This window comes from Streptomyces sp. NBC_00631, assembly GCF_045206895.1.
Classification (GTDB): Bacteria; Actinomycetota; Actinomycetes; order Streptomycetales; family Streptomycetaceae; genus Streptomyces.
Genome location: NZ_CP107734.1, coordinates 10,838,250 through 10,864,995 on the forward strand (window position 1 = coordinate 10,838,250; position 26,746 = coordinate 10,864,995).

Sequence of the window (26,746 nt, forward strand, 5' to 3'; positions counted from 1 at the left end):
GAACGCGCAGTTCACCGCCGTTGCCGGCGCCCCGCCCACCGTTACGGCCTGAGGACTATCTTCCCTTGGGCATGCTGCCCTTCGAGGTCACGGAACGCGTCCTGCACGCGTTCCAGCGGATAGGTACCGGCGATCGGCACGTCCAGTTCGCCGCGTGCGGCGAGCCGGGCGAGCTCGCCGAGTACGACCGCGCACGCGGCGGAGCCCTCCCCGTAGGTCCGTGCGCCCACTCCGGCCGCGGCGGACCAGTCGCGGATGGTGTTGATCCGCTCGGGCCGTACCCCGAGTTCCACGGCCATCTCCACATAGCCGTCACCGAAGGTGTCGATGAACGCGTCGACGCTCCCGCCCGCGGCCTGCCGGACCCGCTCGGCCGCGTCGGGCCCGTAGGCGACCGGGACGATTCCGTGTTCCGCCAGCCAGGCGTGGTTCCGCTCGCTCGCCAGCCCGATGACGGTGGCACCGCGCCGGCGCGCGAGCTGCACGGCGAGCGACCCGACTCCGCCGGCCGCGCCGGACACCACGACGGTGTCGCCTGGCTGCGGATCCACGGCGAACACCGTGGCGTAGGCGGTAGTGCCGGCCACGTACAGTGATCCCGCCACGTCCCAGGCGAGTTCCTGCGGGCGGGAGACCAGGTTCACGTCCTCCACCACGACGAGTTCCGCGTGGCTCGCCCGGTTGTGGGTGAAGCCGAGAACCTCGTCGCCCACCGCGAAACCACGCACCTCGGGGCCGGCCTCGACCACGACGCCGGCCAGATCGCTTCCCTGACCGGAGGGAAACGTCGCCGGCCATCGCCCGTGCCGGGCCCCCTCGCGGATCATCACCTCACCGGGCTGGATCCCGGCGGCCCGGACCTCGACCAGCACCTGCCCGGGGCCCGGCGTCGGCCGCGCCACCTCCTCGACCCGCAGCACCTCGATCCCGCCGTAACCGTGGAACCGGACCGCTCTCATCGCGCCCTCACCGTCCCGGGGACGAAACGGCCGTGTGATGTTGTCAGCATGCGCACATGCTGGCAGGTCGGATGTGCAGGCGGCGGCCCTTTTCCTGGCGGGCCAGGTCAGAGGAGGCCGGTGAAATCCGCGCCAAGGCGCCGGAGAGCAGCGCCCGGTGGGTTCACTGACCCGGAGTGAGGATGTAGGTGTTGAGGGTGCCCACGGCCGAGAGCGGAGTGGGGGAGCCGGTGTCGTAGCGGTCCACTGCCAGGTAGTTGGGCTTCTTGCGGGCGGCGGGAGTGCAGAAGTTCTGGGCGCGGTTGAGGAGTTTGCCGTTGTCGGTGGCGGCGGTGGAGGCGATGGGGTAGTCGCGGAAGTGGTTCATGACGAACAGCGGGTGGAAGGCGGACGAGTCGGTGGTGAGGGGTCTGTCGGTGCCCCAGCGGCTGTAGCAGGACCAGTCTGAGTCACCGAGTCCGCCGCCCATGGACCAGTAGTTCTCCACGGTCCATTCGCGCTGGTACATGACGCCGAAGGTGTCGCGCGTGGTCCAGCCGTTCGCGGTGTCGCTCGCCCGGGTTCGGTCGCTGAAGATCAGGAGCTGTTTGCCGCGGGCGGCGAGATCGGCCATCGTGGGCCAGCCCTTGGCGGCCACCCCCTCCTGGTCCGGCCGGTACAGCACGTCGGAGAGGCCGCTGACGGACGCGAGGGACGACTTCAGTACGTCGGAGGAGGCGTAGTCCTCCAGGAAGACCGTGGCGAACTGCCCGGGGTTGGCCTTGAGGAAGTCGACGATGCGCTGGAGGTCGGTGGCGAGCGGCACGGGGCTGCTGACACCGTCGCAGCTGTTGTGGCAGAGGACGGCCTGGCCGGAGACGGTGTAGTCGTCCAGCATGAAGCCGCGCACGCCGTCGCTCAGCTGCCGGCTGATGCCGTAGTTCTGGTTGGGGAAAAGGCTGACGGGGAACGAGGCGAAGTTCCCGTCGGTGCCGTTGGCGAAGGCGTTGTGCGCGGTGAGGAAGGTGACCTGGTCGAGGGTGCGGGTGTCCGCGGAGGGCATCGCCGAGGTGGCGTAGGAGACCGGGGTGAGGTACCAGCGGGCGAGGTCACCCGCGGAGCCGACCTGTACGGCGGCGGTGTCCGACGACGAACCGGTGAGGTACTGCGTGGTGCCGGGGACCGTGACGGTGTAGGTGCTGTCGGCGCCGGCGGTGACGGTCCAGGTGGTGCCGTCGGCGCCGCAGGCTGCGGTCACCGCGGCGGTGCCGCTGCGGCCCAGGCAGGTGCCGGACTCGTCGGCGTTCCGCAGCTGGTAGCCGCCGCTGACCGCGACGGGCGTCCACTGCTGGTGGTCCTCGTTGCCCTTGGGGTTGTGGGCAGCGACGGTGCCGCCGCTGTCAGCCGCGTCGAGACCGGTGACGTAGTTCTGGAGGTAGACCGAGGAGGTGGGCACCGCCGCCGAGGCGGTACCCGGGAGCAGCACGGGCGCCGACAGGGCGAGGACGGCGGAACAGCACAGGACGCGCAGGGGGCGCACACGCACGGGAATTCCCTTCACTCTGGCAGGCACGGAGTGCCCACGCTGTCAGAGGCATGAGATACCTGCTGACACGTGTGGCGCGCCAGTCGTTCAGGCTGAATTCCTTTTCACTCAGCGGCATGTGACGACCCGTCATTCAGACGCGGACGTGTGTGGGTTCAGCGGAGGAAGGGGCTCACCCAGTCCGCGAACCGGACGTCCAGCTCCGCCTGCACCGCTGCGAGGACGGCGGCGGGGTCCTCGGCCGGCGGCAGGCCGAAGTGGTGGTCGAGCCAGGCCGGATACTCGTCATGGCAGTCTCTGCGGCTCGTCCTCGTCCCGGTAGAAGTCGACCGACTCCCAGTCGATCCTGACCGGTACCTCTCGTAGCCTCGTCAACCTCGGCGACGTCGTGAAACCGGTCCGGGGTGACACATGTCACCGCGTTGTGAGCGGCGATCCAGGAATGCGGGCCCGCGTCATCCCGCTGCAACGTTCTTGGGGTGTGCTGGGCAAGGGTGCTCGGCGCGGTCGGCCCCGGAGGCGGAGGAGCCCCCGGCGACCCGCCCCCGCCCCCGCTTTCCGTCCCCGGACCACCGTCCTCGAAAGGCCCCCGCTCACCATGCCTTTGGCTCTGCTGGCCCTCGCCGTCGTCACGTTCGGCATCGGCACCACCGAGTTCGCCACCATGGGGCTGCTGCCCCAGATCGCGGACGGCGTCGGGGTGTCGGTGCCGCACGCCGGCAACCTCGTGTCGGCCTACGCTCTCGGCGTCGTCGTGGGCGCCCCTGTTCTGACCGGCATCGGTGCGCGCGTCCCCCACAAGCGGCTGCTGCTCCTGCTGACCGGGCTGTTCGTGGTCGGGAACACGGCGTCCGCGCTCGCCCCGAACTTCGGCCTGCTCTTCGCCGCCCGCTTCCTGGCCGGACTCCCGCACGGCGCGCTCTTCGGCGTGGGCGCGGTCGTCGCCTCCAGGCTGGTGGCCCCGGACCGCGCCGCACGGGCCGTCTCCCGGGTCTTCCTGGGCCTCACCATCGCGAACATCGTCGGAGTCCCCGCGGGTACGGCCCTCGGCCAGCATCTGGGCTGGCGGTACGCCTACTGCGCGGTCGCCGTCATCGGCCTGGTCGCACTCGCCGCGCTCGCCCTCCTCGTCCCGCACCAGCCGCGCGGCCCGCAGGCGGGCATCCGGCAGGAGCTGCGGGCGATGGGCAACCGCCAGGTCTTCATCGGACTGGCCACCGCCGTCGTCGGCTTCGGCGGCTTCTTCGCCGTCTACAGCTACCTCGTTCCGATGCTGACCCACCTGACCGGTATCTCCGACTCCTCCACCACCCTGGTCCTCGCCCTCTACGGCGTCGGCATGACCGTCGGCACCCTGGTGGCGGGTCCCCTCACCGACCGCGCCCTGCGCCCGACGCTCTACGCCGGGATCGTCCTGCTGGCGGCCGCGCTGGTCACCTTCTACTTCACCGTGCACAGCACGGTCCCGGCCCTGGTGACGGTCACTCTCATCGGGGCGATGGGCGCGCTCATCACCACGCCCGTCCAGATGCTCCTGATGATCAACGCGAAGGCCGCCCCCACGATGGCGGCGGCCTCCAACCACTCCGCGTTCAACATGGCCAACGCGGCCGGCGCCTGGCTCGGCGGCCTGGTCATCTCGGCGGGCTGGGGCTGGGCCGCCCCCAACCTGGTCGGCGCCGCACTCGCCATGGCCGGTCTCGCCCTGGCCGTCACCGGCGGCATCCTGGACCGGGGCAACCGCCCCTCACAGGTGGTCACCTCCCAGGGCACCCCGGACACCGCACCGGTCTCAGGGCCCGGGTCCCCCGTGGCCGGGGCAGCCGACCGGAACCACGGCTGAGACCGGCCGACGGCGAGGCGGAGCTCAGCGCGGGACTTCCCGAAGTCCCGCGCTGTCAGGCGGCCGGGCCGAAGTAGTGGCCCTTGTCCAGGTCCTCCACCAGGCCCGGGTGTGACGGACGCCAGTCCAGCAGCTCACGGGTGGCCGTGCTGGAAGCCGGGCTGTCCAGGCCGATGAAGCCGCCGAGCCAGGTGAAGTGCTCGGCGGCGTCAGCGGGCGCCACGGAGACGACCGGCACCCCCAGGTGGCGGCCGATCACCTCGGCGACGGCACGGATCGCGACGCCGTCCTCGCCCGCTCCGTGCAGTACCGAGCCGGCCGGGGCCTTCTCCACGGCCAGCCGGAACAGCCGTCCGACGTCGAGCCGGTGCGCGGCGGGCCAGCGGTTGGCGCCGTCGCCGACGTACCCGGAGACACCGCGCTCCCGGGCGATGTCGACCAGCGTCGCCATGAACCCTTTGTCCCCCTCGCCGTGACAGGTGGGGGCGAGCCGTACCACCGAGGAGCGCACACCGCGCGAGGCCAGGTGCAGCGTTGCCAGGGCGGTGGCCTGGCGCAGCGAGAACGCCGAGTCGTCGATCGCGGGCATGTCCCGCTCGGTGGCCGTCCGGCCGGGGGCGATGCCGAGCAGGCCGGAGGCGAGAACGAAGGGCCGGTCGGAACCGGCCAGCACCTCGCCGAACGCGTCCACGGCACGGCGGTCCGCCTCGGCGGCGCCGCGGAAGCCGCCGCTGAAAGCTATGTCGTGCTTGAAGGCGAGGTGGATCACGCCGTCCGACGAGGCGGCCGCCTCGCGCAGCACGTCCAGGTCGTCGACGCTGCCGCGCACCACGTCAGCCCCTGCCGCGGTGAGCGTGGCGGCGGAGGCGTCCGACCGGGCAAGCCCGACCACCTGATGGCCGGAGTCGAGAAGTTCGGGAACGACAGCGGAGCCGAGCCAGCCGGACGCGCCGGTCACGAAAACACGCATGGGGGAATCCCTGACTATCGATGACAGTGACTGACGTCGACAGTAGCACTCGAAGTCAGTCACTGTCATCGCGTAGGATTCGGCCATGGGTAGATGGGAGCCGAACGCGCGCGAGCGCCTGGCGGCAGCGGCGTTGCAGCTCTACAGCGAGCAGGGGTACGAGCGGACGACCGTGGCGCAGATCGCCCGGCAGGCGGGCCTGACCGAACGCACCTTCTTCCGGCACTACGCCGACAAACGCGAGGTGCTCTTCGCGGGCTCCCCGCTCCAGGAGCTGTTCGTGACCGCCGTCGCCACGGCCCCGCCGTCCGCGCCGCTCGTCGACGTGCTCGGCGCCGGACTCGACGCGGCCTCCGAGATGTTCGCCGGCCGCCACGAACACGCCCTGCTCCGGCAGGCCGTGGTGGCCGCCCATCCGGAGCTCCAGGAGCGTGAGCTGATCAAGCTCGCCTCGCTCGCGAGCGCCCTCGCGGACGCCCTCCGGGATCGCGGCGTGCCGGAGCCGACCGCGACCCTGGCCGCGGAGACCGGGGTGGCCGTGTTCAAGGTCGGCTTCGAGCGGTGGATCACGGCGGCGGAGGAGACCGACATGGCACCGCTGATGCACGACCTGCTGCACGAACTCGGCAAGATGACGGCCAGGGGCTGACAGCCTTCTGGGCCGGCGGGGAGGCCCAGGGTTCCCCGTGAGCCAGGCATTGCTGATGTGCAGTCGCCCTCTTGGCCCATGTTGCCGCTGCCTCAGCCCCGTTGTGCGACGAACCCCAGGCACGGCGACGACGATCGCGGTGCCGACGTCGCCGGACCTTGCTGGGCGGCTGGACGCAGGCACGACGGGCACGGATCGCTCCCAGGATCACGGACCGTAGGCAAATCCATGATCGGGAGCAGACGGCCCGTCGTGCCGCCGCTCCAACGCGTTCGTGACCTGTCGGCGGACGCTCTTGGCCGGCTTTTCAGTAGTACATGAACGTCGGGATCAGGCCGCCGCCGCTGGCATTCGGTATCGTTACCAGCCCGCCGGCGCCGACGCCCCTGCTGTTCGCGACGTTGACCACGTCGTAGACCGATCCGTAGTTGCCCATCCAGTGCCACGAGGGGTCAGACTTCTGAGTCTTGCAGGCGTTGGCGAGCTTGATGCCTTCCTGGGCAGTGAGAACTTGGTCGGCCCGCGGCATGTAGCAGCTGGCGTTCGGCGTTGTCGGCGCCTTCGGCGCGGGTGCGGCGGGAGCCGGAATCGCCAGACCGATCAGCAATGCCGCGGGCGCGGCTGCGATGGCGAGGGTACGGAGTCGGTTCATGGTTGACCTCCCTGGCTAGCCCCCTGTCTCGGAAGCGAGATCTGAACCGACCGTAGATTCGCCGGGTGTAATACCACCATTCGGGTGCGTCCATTCGGGTGATGCCGAGGTGTCGATGGCTTGCCCGACGGCGAGAACGTACCGGACTGCCTGGAGGACGACCGGCTGGCCTTGCTCGACACGGACCGAGCGGTTATGGAACAGCCCACCGACGCAGATGTCACAGACGCGCCCTTCCACGGAGCAGACCTGTGACGTGCGACCTTCAACCGGGCTGATGTGCGTGACACGAACTCCACCGGCGCCAGGCCGCAACCGGGCGGTTGAGCTTCCAACCTCGTGCATGTGATGGCAGTTAGCTTGACAGCGCAGCGAAACTCCTGGCAGATGAGCTTTCGGCCAGGCGAACCATCGGGAGGCCGGGCCGCATCGCCGCAGGGTTCGACCTGCCGTTCGCGAAGCCTCCGAAGACGGCCCGGCCTTCCTGCATCTCCAGCTTCAGCCCGGCCGTGGCCACGCGTTTGTTGCGGAGGTGTGCGCGCCCGTCGCGCAGGTATGTGCCGTACACCATGCCGTCGCCCTCGAACCAGAAGTGGCGGTCCGGCTCGATCGGCCGGTAATACGGGTTGGCGCTCGTCTGGAACAGCGCGCCGCTCAGCTCGGTGGGCAGTTCACCCTCGACCTCCAGGTCGAACGCCGCGCCTTCCTGGCGCCAGGGCGCGTAGGGGCCGTTGTGGAACATGTTGTCGGTGTCCCACGTCTGACTCGCCTTCCTGTCCTGCGTCGGTGGCGTGTACGGCCGGCTCCTTGAATGCGGCGAACAGCTACCTGAGCTGGGTCCGAGCACTTCGATGTCTTCTCCAGGGCGCAGCGGCCAAATGCGTGCGCTCACGCCCGTTCGATGACTGCGTGCGAGTCCGCACGGCTACAGATTTGCATCAACTGCAAAATGCCAGCTGGTCAAGGTTCGGGACTGTCGCCTGCGCTTTCGAACCGTTTTCTGTCCAGGGCGAGGCACTCTGAGGCTGACGTCGACCCCGAGCCCGGTGGTGCCAGGTCCCCCTGACCTGCTGACACTTGCCGACGTGTCGGTGGAGCGGGCCCCTCGTGGGTGAGCGTGCCTCGGGCAGATCAGCTTCGCCGTGCCTCTTCTCGCTGCACGCCGCCGATCAGGGTGCGTTCGAGCAGCGCGAAGGCCTCTTCGACGTGCACGCCCACCGGGCCCCCAGCTCGGTGATCTCCTGGGTATTGCGTTCCGCGGCGTCGGCGAACATCTTCCCGAGCTCGGCCCACAGCTCCTCGTCCGAGGATGCGGCGGGGAGCCTCTGCAGCTCCTGCTTCTCGATGCTGGGCGGATCGATGACCGCGGCGTCCTCCTTCGCCTCGAAGTAGTCGAAGAAGGTGCGGGGGGATACCCCGGCACGCGCCGTGACCTCGTTGATGTGAACCGCGTCCAGTCCTCGTTCCAAGGCGAGGTCGAGAGGCCCGTTCGGCGGCGGTCAGCCGGGGAGGTGATGGAGCACTCGGGCGCCGTACTGGGCGGCGAGGCTGAGCGCGGTGTGGATCTGCAGGCATCCCCCGGTGATCGGCGTGGGCAGCAGCTCCTCGATGCGGCGCATCCGGTAGACGATCGTGTTGCGATGCACGTGCTGCTCCTCGGCGGCGCGCACCAGACTCAGGCCGGTTTCCAGGTAACTGAGCAGGGTGGCGCGATGTTCGGCGGCGGCCGGGTTGTCCTGGGCGAGCGGGCCGAGGGTCTCCTGGACGTACCAGCGGACGCGTTCCAGATCCGCGGAGACCACGGTCGGCAGGCTGACGGTGTGCCAGTCGGTGACGTCCCCAGGCGTCGGCATGGACACGGCGACGCGTGCGGTGTCGAGCGCCTGCAGGTGAGTGCGGCGGAAACCATCTGTGCCCGGTGCGGACGGGCCGATGGCGGCGCGGGTACCCGGCAGCGCGGGCCGTACGGAGGCCAGGGCTTCCTGCTCCCGATCCCTGGGGCGGCGGTCGCGGCTCAGCCAGGCCCACAGCCGGTCCCTGTCCGCGGCGACGGTGAGCAGGGTGGCGCCCGGCAGACGGTCGGCGAACTGGGCTGCCACCCGGGTCAGCCGGAGGCCGGAGGCTCCGCCCGGCCGCCACAGCACGACGGCGGTGTGATGGTGGGCGAGGGTGAGGCCCAGGTCCCGTTCGGCGCGGACGGTGTCGACGGGCTGGCGGTCCAGGAGAGTGTTGACGATGTCGCGCTGCCAGGCCGCCCTCCCCTCGGCGAGGCGTTCCCGCTCCGCCAGATAGTCCCCGATCACCAGGGTGATCGCGCCGTCCATGACCTTCGCGACCGTCAGCGGTACTGCCGCCAGCGCCTCGATCGGCAGAGCGGGCCGCAGACCGTCCAGCAGCTGTTCCAGCCAGAGCTGCTGGGCTTCCCGCATGCGACGCACGACCCAGTCGAAGGGCACGTCCCGCTCGGCGGCTGAGGCCGCGATCTCCTGAAAGCAGTCGGTGAGGTCCGTCCGGAAGTCGTGACCGGCGAGCCTCGCCAGGATTTCCAGCAGCAGTGCCTCGCAGGAGCGCTGGATGGCCCGGACCGGCAGGTCGCTGTGTTCCGGCTCCTGCGCAACCGTCGACTCAAGGGCACGGGCACCCCATTCGACGGCCCAGGCCGCGGCTCCCGGGCCCAGAATGAGGGAGGCCTCCTCGACGACCCGTGTGTCCACGCCGGCGCGTGCCGGGGCAGTCCTCGGCCGTGGCTCGGGGCTGAGCGACGCGACGGCCGCGGCGATGGCCGTGGCAGCTGGCTTCCGCACGGCGTTTCCCTGTTCTTCCAGGTCAGGCACGCTGTGACCTTGATCCGATCAGTGGCGATGTCAGAGGGCGGCCGGCTGGTACAGCCAATCTGTGTGGGTGTAGTCATCGTGGGCGCGGCTGGTGAGGATGTGGTTGCACAGCATCCTGCCGACGCCGTCGGCGTGCCAGATCTCGCCCCAGGTGCGGGCGGTGGTCTGGCACCGGGAGGCCCGTGGTATGCGCTCCTGCTCGTACGCCGCGAGGACCTTGGCGTAGTCGTCACCGTGCTCGACGAACTTGCGGCCGAGTGCCTCTGCATCCTCCAGAGCCTGACAGGCCCCCTGCCCCAGGTACTGGAGCATGGGGTGGGCCGCGTCGCCGAGAAGGGCCACCCGGCCGGTGGCCCAGTGGCCGAGCGGCTCACGGTCGTAGGTCTTCGAGCCCCGGCTGCGGTCGACGAGGGCCACGCCGCGGCGCACTTCGTCGCACGCGGCGGCGAAACGGGCGTCCAGTTCGTCGGGGCCGCCCCAGTCAGGTGCGCCGCGCTCGAAGGCGTCGCTGCGGAAGACCGCGACGGTGTTGTACAGCTCGCCGCGCCGGATCGGGTACTGGATCAGGTGCATGCCGGGTCCGATCCACAGCACCACGCTGTCGCCGTCGATCGCCGCGCCGGCGTCTCCCAGAGGCATGGTGCCGCGATAGGCGACATACCCGGAGCACACCGGCTCGTCGTCGCAGATCAGCCTCCGCACAGTGGAGTTGAGGCCGTCGGCGCCGATGACGGCGTCCGCCTCGTAGGTACTTCCGTCGGCGCACTCGACGCGCACGCTGCCGCCGTCGAGTTCCCGTACGTCAATGGCCTGCTTGCCGTTCTCCAAGGAGATGAGGTCGTTGGCCCGGCAGGCGTCGAGCAGGATGTCGAGCAGGTCGCTGCGGTGCATCACTGCGTAGGGCGCCCGATAGCGCTCCCGGAAGGCGGGGCCGAGGTCGAGGGAGGTCAGGAACGCGCCGGTGAGGGCGTCCATGAAGACGCCGCGTTCGGGGAAGACGGCCACCTCCTCGACGCGCTCATACAGGCCCAGGTTCATGAGGACCCGGACGGCGTTGGGACCGACCTGGAGGCCTGCGCCGATCTCGGCGAAGACGGGGGCGCGTTCCAGCAAGTGGACCGGATGTCCGGCGCGTGCGACGGCCAGCGCGGTGGCCATGCCGCCGATGCCGCCGCCGATGACGAGCAGCCCGGTGCGCTCGGTTTGGGTCATGGTGTCTCCCTAAGTGGTAGGCGTGACGCGTCACTTGCTGCGCTCGGGGCGGACGGTGGTACGGGACCGTGGCCGGCCCCTCCCGTCGGGCAGGGCACGGCCCCCTCGGCGGTCACGTCCACCTGCAAGCGACCGATGCGGTCCACCGTCAGCGCGACGCTGTCGCCGTCCTCGATCGGGGCGACGCCGGCGGGAGTGCCCGTCGTGACCACGTCCCCGGGCTCCAGCACGGTGACGGTGGAGGCGTAGGCGAGGAAGCGCGCCGCAGACCAGATCAGGTCCCGGGTGTTCGCCTTCTGCCGGAGCTCGCCGTTGACGGTCAGCTCCAGATGCACGTCCTCGGGCGAGCCGAACTCGTCCGGAGTGACGATCCACGGCCCCAGCGGGGTGAAGGTGTCGAAGGACTTACGGGTGGAACGGTCCTCCCCGCCGCGCATGGTGATGTCCATCAGCCCCGTGTAGCCGAAGACGTGGTCCAGGGCCACCTCCGGCGTGATGTGGCTGGCCCGGCGGCCGACGACGAGCGCGAACTCCGCTTCGTGGTCGAAGCGCCGGTCCGTGTAGGGGAGGCGGACCGTGCCGCCCGGATCGAGGATCGAGGCCGGTGACTTGAGGAAAAAGCCGAGCGTGCTGATGTGGGACGCCTCGTTCATCTCGGACTGGTGGTCGCGATAGTTCACCGGAGCCGCGACGATCTTCGTCGGTTCGGTCACCGGCGCCAGCAGCCGCACCTCGTCCAGCGGACGGCCCCCGCCCGGGCCCATCTCGGCCACCAGCTTCTCCAGCAGCGGCCGTACTGCGGTGAAGTGGGTGATCAGCCGGCGGATGAGGCTGTGGGGGGCCCGGTAGGGGGACGCGGCGAGCTGAGCGGTGATCCGGTCGGTGACATCGAGGATGCGGTCGTGGACGACGACGCCGACACGGTCGTCGTCGAAGCGGGCGATGCGCATGGGGTCTCCTGGCTGGGGCGGTGAGGGACGTCGTGGGCGGGGGCGGCTCAGCCGGAAGCGGTCTCGGCCCGGTACAGCGCCAGAGCCTCCAGGACGGGGGCGTCACTGACCGAGAAGAGGTCCAGCGGCTCGTCCGCGAGCAGACGTGCGGACGTCCACGACGGGATCGCGATCAGATCGCCGGGGGAGAGGGAGTGCAGGGCGCCGTCGAGCTCGACGGCGCCCGCGCCGCGGAAGACCGCCATCAGTGCCGAACCGGTGTGCCGCTCGGCCGCGGCGGTGTGCCCGGGCAGATAGCGGTGCATCTCGCAGCGCATCGTGGGCATCACGTCCCGCCCGTTGGTCGGGTCGGCGAAACGGACGTGGGCGTGCCCGGTCCGCTCGGCCTCGGATCCCGCCTCGGCGAGTTGGTCTCCGAGGGCGCGGTCGGTGTCCGCCCACCGGTACCTCAGCAGCGGGGAGTGCGCGGGGGCGGGCGCTGCAGTGCCACCGGGCAGGAGGCCAGGTCCGCCGCCGAACCGGCGCTCCGAGGCGGAGCGTTCCGGCGTTGCCGAGGGGGTCTCACGCCGGTCGCTCGGCTCGAAGAACACCGCGTCCAGCGCCGCGACGAGCGGCAGGTCGAGTGCGTCGAACCAGGTCATCGGCGTGTCACCGGGGTTGTGGTGCTCGTGCCAGGTCCAACTCGGAGTGAGGATCAGGTCTCCGGCGGACATGTGCAGCGGGTCGCCGTCCACCAGTGTCCACACGCCTTCGCCGTCCAGTACGAAGCGCAGCGCGGCAGGTGTGTGGCGGTGGGCGGGGGCTGTCTCGCCGGGGCCCAGGTACTGCACGGCGCCCCACAGCGTGGCGGTGGCACGGGGGGTGCCGTCGAGGCCCGGGTTGCTCAGTGACAGCACCCGGCGGTCGCCGCCCCGGTCGACGGGGACCAGCTCTCCGGCCCGCTCGCCCAGCTCGCGCAGTACCTTGCCGCGCCAGCGGTAGGGAACTGCGCGAGCTTCCGGGGTCGGGGTGAGCAGGCCGCTCAGCTCCCACAGAGGCTGGAGGTCCCTGTCGGCGAGGTCCTCGTACAACGCGTTCAGGACGGCGTCGTCGGGTGCGTCGAAACGACGTGTCGCCATCTTCGCTCCTTTTTCTATGTCTTGCGGTTCGTACAGGAGAACGAAGGTGCACACCAGAAAGTTCGTGCAGTGACTAATTGAGCGAGTGTGGCCGCAGGCCACTCCAGCTCAGGGTGCTACGCCCTGCACATCCGTCCCAGCAGGCCGAGCAGGTCGTCGCGTTCGTGCGCTGTGAGATCGTGCGTCAGCCTGCGCTGGACGTCCAGAACGGCGGGCATCACTTCGTACAGCACTTGGAGCCCGTCGCTGGTCAGGGCGAGCAGCTTGCGGCGAGCGTCGTGCGGGTCGGTTGTGCGCCGCACCTCGCCGCGGGCGATGAGGCGTTTGACGATCTCGCCGGTGGGCGCCTTGGCCAGGGCCACGCGTTCTGCGAGTGTCGTCTGGTCGATGTCCGGTTCGCGGGCGAGCCGGTAGAGCACGCCGTACTGCGGAGAGGTCAGCCGTGTTCCCACGGCGTCCGTCCAGTACCGGGTGTGCTGTTGCTGGGCGACCCGGATCAGGTGCCCGGGAATGTGCGCGGGGTCGGGGGGAAGGCCGATCAGTATGACCGTGGGTGCCGTGGAGGTCCAGGCGCCGGGCGCGACACCGGCGACCGTCCGCATCAGGTGCAGGAACCGGCCGGTCTCGTCCGGGCTCAGCGCCGTGGTCAGCCGCAGCTGCACCTGGGCGGCCCACGGGGCCAGGTTCAGGAACGCGGCCCTGCCTTCTCCGGTGAGCCGCAGAGCGTTGCGGCGCGCGTCGTCGGCGGCCCGCTCGCGGGCGACCAGACCCGCCCGGTCCATCCGGGCCAAGAGTTCCGCGACGGTGGCCTTGTCCAGGCTCAGCGCCGCGCCGAGGGTGCGCTGGTCGATGCCCGGCCGCATCCGCAACCGGTGCAGCACGGCGAACTGCGGCGAGGTGTACCCGCCGGGCACCAACTCCTGCCAGAGCCGGTCGTGGACCTGTTGGACCGTGCGCAGCAGGGCGCCCGTGGCGAACACCGCCTCGTCCGGGATCGCACCCGCCGTGCCGCGTACCACCTCACCGCACCCCTTCGTTGGGCGCTCGTCGCGCACGCCGCCCACGTACGCGGAAGGGTAGCGGGCGGACCGCCGGGAAAGCCGGGCGGCCGACCCTGTCACGGCGTGACCGCCCGTGCCGTACGACGGTCAGGGTCGGGCCGCATACCGGTGTCGACCGTGACAACGCCGCCGACGGCCCGGGACACGCACACGCACATCCGTTCGCCGTCCGCCTTCTGGCGGTCGCTGAGGAAGACGTCCCGGTGGTCGAGGGCGCCGTCGCAGCGGACCACGCGCACGGAGCACAATCCGCACTCCCCGCGTCGGCAGTCGTACATCATCTCTACGCCGGCCTCGCGCAGGGCGTCCAGCGCAGAGGTGTCCGCGGGTACGGTGACGCGTGCCCCGGTCTCGGCGACCTCCATGGTGAACGCCTCCGCCGGGTGCTCGCCCCCCGAGGCGAAGGACTCGAAACGCAGCAGCCCCGGCGGCCGCCCCTGGTCCTCCCAGGCACTCCGTACGGCGTTCATGAACCCTGGCGGACCGCACATGTAGGCCGCGCCCTGCTCGGGCAGCCGGGCCAGTTCCGCGGCCAGGTCGGCGCCGGTCCCCTCGTCGTCGGCGACCACGCTCAGGTGGTCACCGAGCAGTTCCACCAGCGGCTTCAGGAAGGGCATCGCGGATCGCGACCGGCCCGCGTACACCAGCCGCACCGGCACGTGCCGGCGGCGCAGCGCCTCGGCCATGCCGATCAGGGGTGTGATGCCTATGCCGCCGGCCAGCAGCAGGTACCCGGGCTGCCCCCAGGCGAGTTCGAAGCCGCTGACCGGCCGGCTGATCCGCACCTCGGCGCCCGGGGCCAGTTGGTGCATGTACGCGGAGCCGCCACGGCCGCCCGGCTGCAGACGCACCGCGATCCGGTAGACCCCGTCCTCTGGGTGCTCACCGACCAGGGAATAGCGGCGGATCTGCAGCCGGCCGCCGACCAGGACCTCCACCACCAGGTGGGCACCGGCCGGGTGGGCGACGGTGCCGGTCTCGGGCACGACCTCGATCAGCGCGACGCCGTCGGCGGCCGCCGTGGTGCTCCTGACGCGGGCCGGGCCCAGAGAGATCGCGATGCTCATGCCTGGCCAGTCCCGTTCAGCTGCGTGGCGCGCTTCTCGTGGGCGACGCGGGCGTCGATGATGCGGCGGGCCCACATGCCGCCGCCGTCGAGGTTGAGGTTGTAGAAGATCTTGTCGGGGTTGTCGAACATGGCCCGCTGCTGGGCTTCGAGGATGGTCTTGTCCTCGGTGAAGATGCCCGTGATGCCCTTGACGAGCTGCTCGGTCAGCTCCGCCTCCGCCATGCGGTAACTGCGTGCGTAGCCCCAGAAGTAGTGGGTGGAGTGCTCGGTCTCGGGCGTGATGGCGTTCAGGACGTAGGCGTCGACGCCCTGGGACCTGTCGCCCTCGGGGGCGCCGGTGCCCGTGGGGGCGACACCGACGTTGATGCTCACCACGGACGGCGCCTCGAAGCGGACGATCTGCCAGCGGTCGACCGGCACGTTCCTCTGTAGCTGCCCGGTCCAGAACGGGGGCGCCTCGATGCCGGTCATCCAGCGGGTCACGGTCGCGGTGCGCTCGCCGTGGGTCACATCGAACGGGGCGACGGACAGCGCCTCGCTCCCGATGCTGGAGGAGTGCACGAACTCCTCGTGGGTCAGGTCCATGAGGTTGTCGATCAGGAGCTTGTAATTGCAGTCCAGGCGCATGTAGGAGCCACCGCTCACGTACTCCGGGTCGCTGTTCCAGTGGTAGTCGGGGACTTCGGCCGGGTCGGCGAGTGAGGGGTCGCCCATCCACACCCAACACAGGCCGTACCGTTCCACCAGCGGGAACGAACGGACCGCGGCGCCCGGGTGGACCGTCTCCTGCGCGGGCATGTGCACGCAGCGTCCGTGGCCGTCGTAACGCAGCCCGTGGTACGGGCACACGAGGGTGTCGCCTTGCACGGTGCCCTTCGACAGCGGCGCGAGCTTGTGCCAGCAGGCGTCCGCCAGTGCGGTGGCTGAACCGCTCTCCAACCGGAACAGCACCAGGTTGTGGCCGCAGATCGTCCGGGCGATCGTCCGCGGCCCCAGTTCCCCGCTGCGCGCCGCGGCGTACCAGCCGTTGACGTACCAGCCGGGGTCGGCAAACGAGTCGACCGCCTGGGCTTGCAGTGGTGCGGTACGGGACATGGTGCCTCTCCCTGCCGTGAGTCGTCGGCGTGGCACGGTCACGAATCCGCGACATGACGGTTCGTGCCGTTACGACTATTGGTCGGCTGAGTCACCAGCAGGTCAACCCCTGGGAACATCTCGAAGAGAGATCGGCGGAATTCTGTACCCGCCGTACAACGGGTCGCGGGATGTTTGGACGACGAGCCCGGTCCCCTCGTCGCGGCCCCGCTCCATTGTGGGGTTCTCCCATTGCACATCGCCCTGCGAGCCGGGCCGAGCGGATCCCTTCACGGCGAAAGAGACAGACGATGGACCTGCGTTACGACACCCTCTACATGGGCGGGATCTGGGCGACGCCCAGTACGGACCGCACGATCGTGCCGGTCAACGCCAGCACCGAGGAGCCGCTGGGTCGGGTGCCCGAGGGCGCCGAGGCGGACATCGACGCTGCCGTGGCCGCCGCCCGGTGCGCGTTCGACGAGCCCGGCGGCTGGGCGAGGTGGGAAACCGCCCGGCGTGCCGGGGTCATGGAGCGACTGGCCGACGCGATGGACCGGCGCGCGGACGGTTTCGTCGAGCGTGTCAGCAGTCAGAACGGCATGCCGGTCATCGTCTCGCGGCAGCTGGAGGCCGGTTTCCCGACCGCCATCCTGCGCTACTACGCGCAGTTGGCTCGCGGCCTGGAGACGAGTGAGACGCGCACGGCGCTGCTCGGCGGATCGGTGGAGGTCCGCAAGAACCCCGTCGGGGTGGTGGCCGCCATCGCACCCTGGAACTTCCCGCAGACCCTGTCGATGCTCAAGATCGCGCCCGCGATGGCGGCCGGCTGCACGCTCGTCCTCAAGCCGTCTCCGGAGACCGTGCTCGACGCCTTCCTGCTGGCCGAGGCCGCGGAGGAGGCGGAAGTGCCGGCGGGCGTCCTCAATATCGTCCCGGCGGGCCGGGAGGTCGGCGCCTACCTGGTGGCCCATCCCGGGGTGGACAAGGTGGCCTTCACCGGCTCCACCGCCGCGGGCCGCGCCATCGCCGAGACCTGCGGACGCCTGCTGCGCCCGGTCACCCTGGAACTCGGCGGTAAGTCGGCGGCGATCGTCTTGGACGACGCCGACCTGGACCTGGCGAAGATCGGCCAGGACCTGTTCTCCGCCACCCTCCTCAACAACGGCCAGACCTGCTTCCTCGGCACCCGCGTCCTCGCACCGCGCAGCCGTTACGGCGAAGTCGTGGACGCCTTCACCGCGCTCGCCGAGTCCCTCACCATCGGCGACGCGCTCTCGGAGACCACCCGGATCGGTCCGATGGCCACGGCAGTCCAGCGCGACCGTGTCGAGTCGTACATCGCCAAGGGGCGCAATGACGGAGGCCGCGTCACGACGGGCGGCGGACGACCCGCGGGCCTGGACAAGGGCTGGTTCCTCCAGCCGACCGTCTTCGCCGGCGTCGACAACAAGGACACCATCGCTCGGGAGGAGATCTTCGGGCCGGTGCTCTCCGTCATCGCCTACGACGACGTCGATCACGCCGTCAGCATCGCCAACGACTCCGACTACGGTCTCGGCGGCACCGTCTGGACCTCCGACCCGGAGCGCGGCGCGGCCGTCGCCCGCCGCATCCAGACCGGCACCATCGGCGTCAACCACTACCTCCCCGACCCCGCCGCACCGTTCGGCGGCGTCAAGGCCAGTGGCCTGGGCCGCGAGTTCGGCCCCGAGGGGCTTGCCGGATACCTCCAACTGCAGTCCGTCTACCTCTGATCACCGCCGTGCGTCCACGCAGTCCTCATGCCCCTGAACACGGCACGCGGACAGACCTAACGGAGTCCTACCAGGGCCTGTCTCTTTGATGAGCCGGCCCGCTGATCGACGCCCCCTTGAATGCTTGCGGCATCGTGCACGGAAGCCCGCATGCATGGACACATTCGCGGACCGATTCGACGGCGGGTGGAAGTGATGGGGAGCCGCCATCGAGGAAGCGCAGGAAGGGTGCTGGATCCGTGACGCCGTGGAACGGCAAGTCATCGAGGACATCGGCGCCGCCACAAGCCCTCTCTGTGGTGGGCGGATGGCCCCATTCACCGAGGACTCGTAGCACGCGCGAATCGGTGGCGGCAAGGCCCAGTGCGGCCTGGTAGGTGATGGCGAGCTTGTCCGTTCGCAGGGCCAGGCCGCGCCACTGCTTGAGCCAACGTGTCGGCTGGCCGTGGCCGGGTTTCTGGCCGGTCCTATTTCCCAGGTGCGGCCGGCTCTGCCATCGCCGACCGTCGGCCGCTTGGATAGGCTTCGTGGGGGAACACTTGAGGGGGTGTCATGGCGAAGGTCACCATCAGCCTGGACAGCGATCTGGCCATCGAGGTCATGTTGCTGGCCGGTACCAGGAGCCCGCAGGACGCTGTCGAGTTGATCGTCCGAGACTACCTGGCGCGGGGTCACCGCACCGAGGCTCGTACCGGTAACGCCGCCGATCAGGATCGCCTCGCCGACCGGCGGTCAGCGCCGGAAGAGGGCCGATGAGCACGTCAGGTGAGATCGGTGTGTCGGCTGCTGGTTGAAGGTCCTTATCAATATGGTTCGATCGCACGTTTGCGAGTGCTCCGGGGTGATAGAACGCTCTTGTGACGGCAGGCGGACTGAGCGATGACGATCGGGGTTGCGCGAGCCGCTTCTGCCGACGCATACGAAGTAGGTCCCCGGCCAGCGAAGGGGCACGCTGTGGCCGAGGCGCGAGATGAGCGGCTCGGCCGCGCAGCCGAAGCCGAACGGCTCAGGCTGCTGTTCCGGTTCTTCAGTGCGGCACATGGTGCGGGCCGCTCCCCGGTGTACAAGACCCTCAGCGAAGGCGTCGCCGGTGACGACAACCTTCTTGCTCTTCTCTTAGACGTCCCGGATCAGCAGCGCCGCCCCAGCCTTCTGTTCGCCGCGGTGAACTTGCTTCTCGCCTCACGCCGAGACTCGGATCTGGCTGCCTACTACCCGATCCACGGTGGACACCGAGCGGTCGACGACCAGTTGGTGCCGGCGTTCTCCGCCTTCTGCGGCCAGCATCACGACGACCTGGCTCGCCTTCTGTCGCAGCGATCCACCCAGACGAACGAGATCCGCCGATGCGTCGCCCTGCGCATCGGGATCGATCACGTCCAGCGCCATTGGCCGGGTCCCGTGGCCCTGGTCGAAGTCGGCGCCAGCGCCGGGCTCAACCTGCTGTTCGACCGCTACGACTATCGCCTCGACGGCGAAGCATCGTGCCCAGCCCACGCCTCCTCGGTCGTGGTGTCCTGCGAAGTCCGGTGCTCGTCCGGCACGGGCATCCTCCGGACACCGCCGACGATCACGCGGCGGCTCGGCATCGACCGACATCCGATCGACTTGTCCGATCCTGATGCCCGAGCCTGGCTGGAGGCGTTCATCTGGCCTGAGCAGATCGAGGAACTCGCGACTCTGCGGGGCGCCATCGACCTCGCGTCTGCCACTGCGGCGGCGAGCGTGGTGACGGGCGATGCGATGACGGACACCGCTCGGATACTCAGTGAGTTGCCAGGCAGCGAGCCGGTGGTCGTGTTCACCGCTTCGCTGCTCAGCTACCTCACCGGCCAGGCTCGTAACGCCTTCATCGCCCAGCTCCAAGAAGCCGCCCGCCGGCGCCCGGTGGCATGGGTCTTCGCAGAGGCCCCCGGCCTGCTGGCGACCACCACACTCGACGTCCCTGCTCTGCGCGGCCCCCTCGCTCAGCACAATTCCAGGTACCTGGTCGGAGCCAGTCTACGCGATGCCGATCAACACCATGATCAGTTACTCGGCCTGGCCGACCCGTACCTGCGCTGGTTCGCTCCAGTCCCCGATTCCAGTGATGACTTCCAATCGATCCAGACGGACTGACGATGAGACAGCCGGTTGGAAAAGGCTCAGTCAGCGGCCGCGACGGCTGGCCCTCGCCACCACCGGCACGGCTGTGCGTTCAAGCCACTGATATTGGCGGACCGGTTCAAGATTGCTGGTCCCTCGTGCTGGCCGCTCTCCGACAAGGTCAGGTGCCGCGGCATCACAAGATCTTGAGACTGTGACGCATGATGTCGCGCAATTCGTCGCGTGCCGCGTGAAGGTTGCTCCAACCGGACCCGTCGGGACGCGTGCCAGGGCGGGCCCCGTCTGCGACAAGGTCCCGCAGATCGAGGAGCGTTCTCACGGCAGCTCAGAGTGGGCGATAGAACGTCAGGAGGGGCGTTCAGTTCGACCCTGAACTGCTTCTCGCACAAACCGGAGGCCCTTGGTGCATTTCGAGCTGCCAGCGCTCGGACGTGAGGGGCGTCCGCATCGCTATGGGCCGCGTTACTGATCGCATTGCCGGCCTGTGTGAAGACGTCGAGGAATTCTGCACAGGTGGCCTGGAGTTTTTCGCGATTCCGGTCGAAAGCATCCCGACGCCACCGCAAATGATCAGATGTCACTGAGCTGAGCACGCCGACAAGGCACCTAGCGCTGTTGCGATGATCGTGGCCCACCGCATTTCGTGAGCGTAGGGGAGGATGCCCACCTCGCCCATGGCCTGGTCGGGTGGTATCTCCTTGGTTCTGCTGCCGCGGGCCCGTGAGCGCCAAGTGCCCGTTCCATATCGCAGACTCCAACCCATTCGGCGAGGAGCTGTTCGGGAGACTGGACACCGGGGGTGCGGCTCCGGTTCATCGCGCGCTCGAAGGGCTCCGGCCGAGGTTATAATCGGCGACTGCGACTGCGACTGCGACTGCGACTGCGACTGCGACTGCGACGTCGTCCACGAGGCCATCGCCACACCGTCGAGCAGCACGACGCCCTCGGTCCGACCGCCCTCTCGGTCGACAACCGCCGGTCCTGTAGGCGACTCGCGAGCCGAGGCGGGAGGAGGCGACTCGCTCGGGTACCGGCGAACCATCAAAGGCCTGCGCACGTGGAGTCTTCAAAAGCACTCGCCCCGTTCGGATTCCCGACAGTGCGGCGCTGACGGTGATGACTGCGGCGAGGCCTGCGAGGCTGCCGAACCGCACGGTGTCCAGCTGTGTGGTGAAACAAGGAGCCCTGGCGAAGCAGGCGATCCCGGTGATCGCAAGCGCCGGTACTGGTGCCCGGCCCGAGCCGATCGCCTCGCCGGCCGTCACAGGTCCACGCGCACCCCCAACCCCCGCGCCCGTGCCGCGTCGTAGGCCACCCGGACGGCCGCGACGTCCAGGGCGGCGTGCCCGGTCGACTTGAAGACCGTGAGGGCCTCGGTGTCACCGGCCCGCCCCGGATGGTCGCCGGCGAGGACGGAGCCGAGGAGAGTGACGGGCCGCCCCGGGGACAGGTCCTGGAGTTCGTGGGCGCCCGCAGGCGGCGGTGAGGTGGCCGCGCCGGACCACTCGGCGAACAGGACGGCGTCCCGGACCGTGTCGGCATCCAGCTCGGGCCCCTGTGATCCGCCGACCGAGGAGACATGGACACCGGGGGAGAGCCACTCCCGGCGGATCACCGGGGCGGTGGCGCCGGTGCAGCAGAACACCACGTCGGCCGTGCGTACCGCGTCCTCGACGCCGGTGGCGACCCGCGCACCCGGGAACAGCGCGGCCGCCTCGGCCGCCCGCAGGGGGTCACGGCCGGCCACGGTGACCTCCGCCTTCGGCCGGACGGCGGCGAGCAGTGCCAACTGGGCCCGCGCCTGAGCCCCCGTACCCACCACCGCCACCCTTCCGAGGCCGGGCCGGGCGGCCAGGGCCAACGCGCTGTGCGTGGCGGACGCCGCCGTCCGGACCCCGGTCAGCGACTCGGCGTCCACCAGCGCGAGAGCCCGCCCGTCGTGCTCGTCGAACAGCACCACGAGCCCTCGGTGGAAACTCCGTCCGGGGTGCTCCGGATCGGCGGTGACGCTCACCAGCTTCGCGGCCGCCCCGAGCCCGGCGACGTACCCGGGCATCGCACCGAGCAGGCCGGCCGGTGTCAGGGCGGCGATCCGCGGCGGGACGGAGACCTCGCCACGGGCGACGGCGACGAGCGCCCGGCCCACCGCGTCGAGCAGGCCGGCCGGCTCCAGCGCGGCGGCCGTCTGCCGGCGGTCCAGCACCAGAACACCGCTCACCGGCCCGCCTCCGCTCCGTCGACGGTCAGCGCCCTCACCAGTTCGTCGGCGGCCGCGCGCAACTCCCGCCCCAAGAAGGCCAGTTTCGGGCCGTCGAGCTCGGTCTCCGGCCCCACGACGGTCAGTGCGCACACCGGCGCCCCCGGGGCGGGCACGACCGCCCGGCTGACGGAGGCCACCAATTTGTCGTTACGGCCGTGCTCCACGGCGACACCGGTCCGTGCCACCTCGGCCAGCTCGCGCGCGATGTCGGCGCCGTCGTCCTCGGACAGCCTTCCCAACCACCGCTGCTGCGCCTCTGGTTCGAGCGCGGCGACCAGAGCCAGCGGTCCGGCGAACCGCCCTACCGGCAGCAGCTCTCCCCGCAAGTGACTGATCATGGCGAGCCGTTCGGGCCTGACCACGTCGATCACCCGGCCGCCACCCTCCTCCAGCACCTGGAGGTTGACCATCATCGAGGTCGCCGCGGACAACCGCTCCAGCACCGGACGGGCCAGCGCGGTCAGCGAGTTGCCCGCGGCCGACGCGGACATCCGCAGCACGGCGGCGCCCGGCAGATAACGGTCACCGGCCCGCAGTACCCAGCCCCGCCGGACCAGGTCCAGCAGGATCCGGTACGCGGTGGCGCGGTACAGTCCGACCTCGGCGGCGAGCTCGGTCAGCCGCACCGGGTGCGGCGCGCGCGAGACGGCCTCGACGAGGTCGAGGGCCTTGTCCACGGCCGACCGGGGTGGCCCCGGGGCGACGGGTGCGTCGGGCATGACGGCGGTTCTTCCCTCTCGTCCCCGGTGCGGCGACGCCGCGGCCCGGTGCGTCCTGTCCGGTACGGGCCCTTGCGGCGGTCCGCCGGCTGCAGAGTACAGTTGCCTGCGTTTCAACACACGATACAACTGTTACATACAGCGTAACAAAGCGGCGGACCGAAGGTGACCATGACCGACCTGCCCCCAGGCGCCCCGACCCCCTGGGCCGCTCCGCCCGCCGGAACCGTCACGGTCTACCGCGGCGCCACCCTCTTCGACGGCACCGGCGCCCCGCTCCGCCCGAACACCACGATCGTCACCGACGGCGCCCGCCTGCACACCGTCACCGGCGACGGCGACCCGCTGCCCCCGCACGCCGCCGACGCCCCCCAGGTCGACCTCGACGGACGGTTCGTCGTCCCCGGCCTCGTCGACACCCACCAGCACCTGGCCACCCCGCCCGACCGGCCCGTCGCCGAAGCGGTGCTCCGGCGTCTGGTGTTCAGCGGCGTGACCGCCGTCCGTGACATGGCCGACGACCTGCGCCACATCGGCGACCTCGCCAGGGCCACCCTGGTCGGCGAGATCCCAGGACCCGACATCCGCTACGCCGCCCTCATGGCGGGGCCCTCCTTCTTCGACGATCCCCGCACCCACGAGGTCTCCCGCGGCGCGGTACCCGGCGCCGTCCCCTGGATGCAGGCCGTCACCCCCGACACCGACCTGACGATCGCTGTCGCCCTCGCCCGCGGCACCCACGCCGCCGCGATCAAGGTCTACGCCGACCTGGACGCCGCGACCGTCGCCGCCGTCACCGCCGAGGCACACCGCCAGGGCATCGCCGTCTGGGCGCACGCCACCGTCTTCCCGGCCGCGCCCGGCGAGGTCGTCGCCGCGGGCGTCGACAGCGTCTCCCACGTCACCCTGCTCGCCTTCGAGAACCCCACCGAGCCGCTGAGCAGCTACAAGACCAAACCACCGGTCGACCACGACCGGCTCGCCGCCGGCGACGCCCCGGAACTGGCCGCCCTCTTCGCCGAGATGCGCCGCCGCGGCACGGTCCTGGACGCCACCGCGTCCATGTGGACCAGCGACGAACTCCGGGGCGACACCGCCGAGTCCACAGAACGGGCCGCCCGCAACGCCGAGTTGGCCGCCGCCGTCACCGCCCAGGCGCACCGCGCCGGAGTCGACGTCTGCACCGGCACCGACCACGAGACCGCCCCCGACGACCCCTTTCCCGCCCTCTACGGCGAACTCGCCTTCCTCGCCGGCCGCTGCGGCATCCCCGCCGCCGACGTCCTGCGCTCGGCCACCCTCGTCGGCGCCCGCGCCGCCGGCACCGAGGCGGACATGGGCAGCGTCGAACCGGGCAAGCTCGCCAACTTCGCCGTCCTGGACGAGAACCCCCTCCACGACATCGGCAATCTGCGCACCATCACGTTCACCGTCAGACGCGGACGCCGACTCGACCGCGCCGAGTTCGAGAAGGACACCCAGTGACCGACACCGCCGCCGGCCGCCCCGTGATCGTCAACGCCCTGGGCCAGCTCGACAACCCCAACGCCCCGGCCGCCCGGGCCGCCGCCACCCAGCTCAACCCGTCCAGCGACCAACTCGCCGTCGACGCACGTGCGATCGCCGACGCCCATGCCTGCGGCCTGACCGCCGTGAACATCACCCTCGGCTACACCATGGGCGACCTGCCACCGTACGAGCACACGCTTGAGGAGATCGCCGTCTGGGACCGGATCATCGAGGCGCACCCTGCCGACCTCCTCAAGGTCCGCACCACCGCCGACATCCACCGCGCCCACCGTGAGCGGCGGATCGGGGTCGTCTACGGTTTCCAGAACGCCGTCGCCGTCGGCGAGGACCCCGCTCTCGTCGACACCCGGGTCGCGACCTTCGCGGACGCGGGCGTGCGCGTCGTACAACTCACCTACAACCAGGCCAACCACCTCGGCGACGGCTCCATGGCCCCCGCCAACCGCGGCCTGACCCCCTTCGGCCAGCAGGTCGTCGAGGTCCTCAACGACCATCACCTGATGGTCGACCTCTCCCACAGTGGTGAGCGCACCTGCCTGGACGCGGCCCGGCACTCGCGGCAGCCCGTCTCCGTCAACCACACCGGCTGCCGTGCCCTGGCCGACCTGCCGCGCAACAAGACCGACGAAGAGCTCCGCCTGGTCGCGGACCGGGGCGGGTTCGTCGGGATCTACTTCATGCCCTTCCTCAACCTCACCGGGCAGGCCACCGCCGCCGACGTCGTGGACCACATCGTGCACGCGGTCGGCGTCTGCGGAGAGGACCACGTCGGCATCGGCACCGACGGCACCGTCACCGCCGTCGACGACCTCGACGCCTACCGCGTCGCCCTCGCCGAACACGTGGCCGCCCGGCAGGCGGCCGGCGTCGGGGCGGCCGGTGAACGGGCCGACACCTACCCCTTCGTCGTCGACCTGCGCGGCGTCGACCAGTTCCGCGACCTGATCCGTCTCCTGGAGAAGCGCGGCTACCGCTCCGAGCGCATCGAGAAGATCCTCGGCCGCAACTTCCTCGACTACGCAGACCGGGTCTGGACCGCCTGACGGGTGACGTGAGCGTGAGCCACTCGCCGACGGCCCGCACCGCCCCCGGCATGGGGCCCACGGCGATCTCGAACCGCGCTGCGTCGTAACCGGGCCGTGCCGCCGCTCGGCCGTTCGGTGGCACCCGGGCTCCCATCCGGCGGACTGACGGGCACCGGTCTCAGGTGCCCGCCGGTCCGGGGTCGACCGCCTGCCGGGGCGAGCGGGCGGCAGGGGTGGCGAAGGCGGCCGCCACCACCAGCACGAGCACCAGGATCAGGGCGTTCCGCAGCCCGAAGTGGTCACCGAGGTAACCGAGGGAGGGCGGCCCCACCAGGAAGGCGACGTAGCCGACAACCGCGGCGATCGCGACGCGGGCCGCGGAGTCGGCACCGGAGTCGCCCGCCGCGGAGAGCGCGACGGGAAACCCGAGCGACGCGCCGAGGCCCCACAGGACGGCGGCCGCCGCCGCGACCACCTGGTTGTCGACGAAAATCACGAGGGCCAGGCCGGCCGCCCCGACGAGCGCGCTCCCGCACAGCGCCGCCGCCCGCCCGAACCGGTCGACGAACCGTCCGCCGACGAAGCGTCCCACGGTCATGGCGGCTGCGAACACCGCGTACACGGCCGAGCCCAGCGCGGCGTCGAACCCGTGACCGTCCACCATGACCAGCGGCAGCCAGTCGTTCGCGGTGCCCTCGGCCATGGCGAGCGCGAGGATGACGCAGCCGATGAGCAGCAGCGCGGGATCCTTCCACACCGCGGCGCGCGGCGCGTCGGCCGAGCGCCGCCCGACAGTGGTCTGCCGGCCCACTTCGGCGGGAACACGCCGGATGACCACGGCGAGCGCCCCCAGCACCAAGGCGGCGACGACGAGCAGATGGACGAGGACCGGGAAGTCGGCCGCGGTCAGGCACATGCCGGCGACCGCCCCGAGCACGGTGCCCAGACTGAAGAATCCGTGCATGGCGGGGAGCGTGGAGCGGCCGAGCAGCCGCTCCACCTCGGCGCCCTCGACGTTGAGGGCCACCTCGCCGCCGCCCATGCCGAGGCCGAACAGCCCGAGGCCCAGCGCGACACAGGCCCCCGAACCGACGGCGGCCCCCACCCCGACCACCGCGGCACCGGCGGCGACGGCCGACGTGCCGACCAGGATGACCAGCCGGGCACCCCAGCGCGCCACCACCGTGCCCGAGCACAGGATGCCGAGCATGGAGCCGACCGAGAGCCCGAACAGGATCAGACCCATCTGCGCCGTGGAGGCGCCGAGCCGGTCGCGCACGTCCGGGGTGCGGGTGACCCAGGAGGAGATGGTCAGCCCGGGCGCGAAGAACAGCACGAAGACCGCGGTGCGGCGCCGGGAGAGGTCGAGGGGCATGGGCGGTGGCTCCAACTGGGTCCGTACACGAGTCTGTACGAGCGTACACACTGGTTTG

General features: G+C 70.6%; 23 protein-coding genes. 7 read left to right on the forward strand and 16 right to left on the reverse strand.

All coding sequences use genetic code 11. The features are described from left to right. Positions 1 to 41 precede the first annotated feature (41 nt). Both OHB00_RS48935 and OHB00_RS48940 read right to left on the reverse strand, forming a co-directional pair. Complete coding sequence (locus tag OHB00_RS48935; RefSeq protein WP_406445254.1) at positions 42 to 959, reverse strand: NADP-dependent oxidoreductase; 918 nt, start codon at positions 957 to 959, stop codon at positions 42 to 44. A gap of 163 nt (positions 960 to 1,122) precedes the next feature. Further along, the gene (locus OHB00_RS48940) at positions 1,123 to 2,490 is read right to left on the reverse strand and encodes an RICIN domain-containing protein (RefSeq protein ID WP_406446334.1); all 1,368 of its coding nucleotides are present in this window, start codon (positions 2,488 to 2,490) and stop codon (positions 1,123 to 1,125) included. A gap of 592 nt (positions 2,491 to 3,082) precedes the next feature. On the opposite strand from OHB00_RS48940, the gene OHB00_RS48945 reads away from it, so the two are divergent. Beyond that, complete coding sequence (locus OHB00_RS48945; protein WP_406445256.1) at positions 3,083 to 4,327, forward strand: MFS transporter; 1,245 nt, start codon at positions 3,083 to 3,085, stop codon at positions 4,325 to 4,327. Positions 4,328 to 4,382: 55 nt separating this feature from the next. Here the strand turns inward: OHB00_RS48945 and OHB00_RS48950 are convergent, their stop codons facing one another. Continuing rightward, complete coding sequence (locus OHB00_RS48950) at positions 4,383 to 5,297, reverse strand: SDR family oxidoreductase (RefSeq protein WP_406445258.1); 915 nt, start codon at positions 5,295 to 5,297, stop codon at positions 4,383 to 4,385. 85 nt (positions 5,298 to 5,382) lie between these two features. Here OHB00_RS48950 and OHB00_RS48955 point away from each other — a divergent pair, with 85 nt between their 5' ends. After that, the gene (locus OHB00_RS48955; RefSeq protein ID WP_406445259.1) at positions 5,383 to 5,946 is read left to right on the forward strand and encodes a TetR/AcrR family transcriptional regulator; all 564 of its coding nucleotides are present in this window, start codon (positions 5,383 to 5,385) and stop codon (positions 5,944 to 5,946) included. Positions 5,947 to 6,253: 307 nt separating this feature from the next. Here the strand turns inward: OHB00_RS48955 and OHB00_RS48960 are convergent, their stop codons facing one another. The 10 genes from OHB00_RS48960 to OHB00_RS49005 all read right to left on the reverse strand — a co-directional run bounded on the left by OHB00_RS48960 (position 6,254) and on the right by OHB00_RS49005 (position 15,937). Then, positions 6,254 to 6,598 carry a hypothetical protein gene (locus OHB00_RS48960; RefSeq protein WP_406445261.1) on the reverse strand — a complete coding sequence of 115 codons (345 nt, stop codon included), beginning with the start codon at positions 6,596 to 6,598 and terminating at the stop codon, positions 6,254 to 6,256. 355 nt (positions 6,599 to 6,953) lie between these two features. Then, positions 6,954 to 7,340, reverse strand: coding sequence for a carotenoid oxygenase family protein (locus OHB00_RS48965; RefSeq protein WP_406445263.1), 387 nt, complete (start codon positions 7,338 to 7,340; stop codon positions 6,954 to 6,956). Positions 7,341 to 7,767: 427 nt separating this feature from the next. Next, on the reverse strand, positions 7,768 to 8,067 hold the full coding sequence (locus OHB00_RS48970; RefSeq protein WP_406445265.1) for a helix-turn-helix domain-containing protein: 300 nt from the start codon (positions 8,065 to 8,067) through the stop codon (positions 7,768 to 7,770). A 30-nt stretch (positions 8,068 to 8,097) separates the two neighbouring features. Beyond that, positions 8,098 to 9,402, reverse strand: coding sequence for a PucR family transcriptional regulator (locus OHB00_RS48975; protein ID WP_406445267.1), 1,305 nt, complete (start codon positions 9,400 to 9,402; stop codon positions 8,098 to 8,100). Positions 9,403 to 9,462: 60 nt separating this feature from the next. After that, positions 9,463 to 10,644, reverse strand: a complete 1,182-nt coding sequence (locus OHB00_RS48980) for an FAD-dependent monooxygenase (RefSeq protein ID WP_406445268.1) — start codon at positions 10,642 to 10,644, stop codon at positions 9,463 to 9,465. Further along, complete coding sequence (locus OHB00_RS48985; protein ID WP_406445269.1) at positions 10,641 to 11,594, reverse strand: fumarylacetoacetate hydrolase family protein; 954 nt, start codon at positions 11,592 to 11,594, stop codon at positions 10,641 to 10,643. The genes OHB00_RS48980 and OHB00_RS48985 overlap by 4 nt, the downstream gene beginning before the upstream one ends. Before the next feature lie 47 nt (positions 11,595 to 11,641). Next, positions 11,642 to 12,712 (reverse strand): cupin domain-containing protein, encoded by a 1,071-nt coding sequence (locus tag OHB00_RS48990; RefSeq protein ID WP_406445271.1) that lies wholly within the window; start codon positions 12,710 to 12,712, stop codon positions 11,642 to 11,644. 116 nt (positions 12,713 to 12,828) lie between these two features. After that, complete coding sequence (locus tag OHB00_RS48995; protein WP_406445273.1) at positions 12,829 to 13,731, reverse strand: MarR family winged helix-turn-helix transcriptional regulator; 903 nt, start codon at positions 13,729 to 13,731, stop codon at positions 12,829 to 12,831. A gap of 98 nt (positions 13,732 to 13,829) precedes the next feature. Further along, positions 13,830 to 14,840, reverse strand: a complete 1,011-nt coding sequence (locus OHB00_RS49000; protein WP_406445275.1) for a PDR/VanB family oxidoreductase — start codon at positions 14,838 to 14,840, stop codon at positions 13,830 to 13,832. Further along, complete coding sequence (locus OHB00_RS49005; protein ID WP_406445276.1) at positions 14,837 to 15,937, reverse strand: Rieske 2Fe-2S domain-containing protein; 1,101 nt, start codon at positions 15,935 to 15,937, stop codon at positions 14,837 to 14,839. Before OHB00_RS49005 ends, OHB00_RS49000 begins: the two co-directional genes overlap by 4 nt. Positions 15,938 to 16,227: 290 nt before the next feature. Here OHB00_RS49005 and OHB00_RS49010 point away from each other — a divergent pair, with 290 nt between their 5' ends. From OHB00_RS49010 to OHB00_RS49020, 3 genes are all read left to right on the forward strand, one after another. Then, a complete protein-coding gene (locus OHB00_RS49010; RefSeq protein WP_406445278.1) occupies positions 16,228 to 17,673 on the forward strand; it encodes an aldehyde dehydrogenase in 1,446 nt (481 codons plus the stop codon). A 552-nt stretch (positions 17,674 to 18,225) separates the two neighbouring features. Then, on the forward strand, positions 18,226 to 18,429 hold the full coding sequence (locus OHB00_RS49015) for a hypothetical protein (protein WP_406445280.1): 204 nt from the start codon (positions 18,226 to 18,228) through the stop codon (positions 18,427 to 18,429). A gap of 198 nt (positions 18,430 to 18,627) precedes the next feature. Then, a complete protein-coding gene (locus tag OHB00_RS49020; RefSeq protein ID WP_406445282.1) occupies positions 18,628 to 19,791 on the forward strand; it encodes a DUF2332 domain-containing protein in 1,164 nt (387 codons plus the stop codon). A gap of 1,249 nt (positions 19,792 to 21,040) precedes the next feature. Here OHB00_RS49020 and OHB00_RS49025 read toward each other — a convergent pair. Together OHB00_RS49025 and OHB00_RS49030 are read right to left on the reverse strand one after the other, a co-directional pair. After that, entirely contained in the window at positions 21,041 to 21,997 is a 957-nt protein-coding gene (locus OHB00_RS49025; protein WP_406445284.1) for an ornithine cyclodeaminase family protein, read from the reverse strand. Then, complete coding sequence (locus tag OHB00_RS49030; RefSeq protein WP_406445286.1) at positions 21,994 to 22,758, reverse strand: IclR family transcriptional regulator; 765 nt, start codon at positions 22,756 to 22,758, stop codon at positions 21,994 to 21,996. Before OHB00_RS49030 ends, OHB00_RS49025 begins: the two co-directional genes overlap by 4 nt. Before the next feature lie 171 nt (positions 22,759 to 22,929). Between OHB00_RS49030 and OHB00_RS49035 the strand changes: the two genes are divergently transcribed. Both OHB00_RS49035 and OHB00_RS49040 read left to right on the forward strand, forming a co-directional pair. After that, on the forward strand, positions 22,930 to 24,243 hold the full coding sequence (locus tag OHB00_RS49035) for an amidohydrolase family protein (RefSeq protein WP_406445288.1): 1,314 nt from the start codon (positions 22,930 to 22,932) through the stop codon (positions 24,241 to 24,243). Then, positions 24,240 to 25,331 (forward strand): dipeptidase, encoded by a 1,092-nt coding sequence (locus OHB00_RS49040; RefSeq protein ID WP_406445290.1) that lies wholly within the window; start codon positions 24,240 to 24,242, stop codon positions 25,329 to 25,331. The genes OHB00_RS49035 and OHB00_RS49040 overlap by 4 nt, the downstream gene beginning before the upstream one ends. A 160-nt stretch (positions 25,332 to 25,491) precedes the next feature. On the opposite strand, the gene OHB00_RS49045 is transcribed toward OHB00_RS49040, so the two are convergent. Next, the gene (locus OHB00_RS49045) at positions 25,492 to 26,688 is read right to left on the reverse strand and encodes an MFS transporter (RefSeq protein ID WP_406445292.1); all 1,197 of its coding nucleotides are present in this window, start codon (positions 26,686 to 26,688) and stop codon (positions 25,492 to 25,494) included. Positions 26,689 to 26,746: the final 58 nt, after the last annotated feature.

What these genes read in the sequence shown, in the direction of transcription:
- OHB00_RS48950 (WP_406445258.1), bottom strand. Translation starts at nt 5,297, where the DNA reads ATGCGTGTTTTCGTGACCGGCGCGTCCGGCTGGCTCGGCTCCGCTGTC.
- OHB00_RS48965 (WP_406445263.1), bottom strand. Translation starts at nt 7,340, where the DNA reads ATGTTCCACAACGGCCCCTACGCGCCCTGGCGCCAGGAAGGCGCGGCG.
- OHB00_RS49015 (WP_406445280.1), top strand. Translation starts at nt 18,226, where the DNA reads ATGGCGAAGGTCACCATCAGCCTGGACAGCGATCTGGCCATCGAGGTC.
- OHB00_RS48935 (WP_406445254.1), bottom strand. Translation starts at nt 959, where the DNA reads ATGAGAGCGGTCCGGTTCCACGGTTACGGCGGGATCGAGGTGCTGCGG.
- OHB00_RS49005 (WP_406445276.1), bottom strand. Translation starts at nt 15,937, where the DNA reads ATGTCCCGTACCGCACCACTGCAAGCCCAGGCGGTCGACTCGTTTGCC.
- OHB00_RS48990 (WP_406445271.1), bottom strand. Translation starts at nt 12,712, where the DNA reads ATGGCGACACGTCGTTTCGACGCACCCGACGACGCCGTCCTGAACGCG.
- OHB00_RS49010 (WP_406445278.1), top strand. Translation starts at nt 16,228, where the DNA reads ATGGACCTGCGTTACGACACCCTCTACATGGGCGGGATCTGGGCGACG.
- OHB00_RS48945 (WP_406445256.1), top strand. Translation starts at nt 3,083, where the DNA reads ATGCCTTTGGCTCTGCTGGCCCTCGCCGTCGTCACGTTCGGCATCGGC.
- OHB00_RS49030 (WP_406445286.1), bottom strand. Translation starts at nt 22,758, where the DNA reads ATGCCCGACGCACCCGTCGCCCCGGGGCCACCCCGGTCGGCCGTGGAC.
- OHB00_RS49045 (WP_406445292.1), bottom strand. Translation starts at nt 26,688, where the DNA reads ATGCCCCTCGACCTCTCCCGGCGCCGCACCGCGGTCTTCGTGCTGTTC.
- OHB00_RS48955 (WP_406445259.1), top strand. Translation starts at nt 5,383, where the DNA reads ATGGGTAGATGGGAGCCGAACGCGCGCGAGCGCCTGGCGGCAGCGGCG.
- OHB00_RS48960 (WP_406445261.1), bottom strand. Translation starts at nt 6,598, where the DNA reads ATGAACCGACTCCGTACCCTCGCCATCGCAGCCGCGCCCGCGGCATTG.
- OHB00_RS49000 (WP_406445275.1), bottom strand. Translation starts at nt 14,840, where the DNA reads ATGAGCATCGCGATCTCTCTGGGCCCGGCCCGCGTCAGGAGCACCACG.
- OHB00_RS49035 (WP_406445288.1), top strand. Translation starts at nt 22,930, where the DNA reads ATGACCGACCTGCCCCCAGGCGCCCCGACCCCCTGGGCCGCTCCGCCC.
- OHB00_RS48985 (WP_406445269.1), bottom strand. Translation starts at nt 11,594, where the DNA reads ATGCGCATCGCCCGCTTCGACGACGACCGTGTCGGCGTCGTCGTCCAC.
- OHB00_RS48980 (WP_406445268.1), bottom strand. Translation starts at nt 10,644, where the DNA reads ATGACCCAAACCGAGCGCACCGGGCTGCTCGTCATCGGCGGCGGCATC.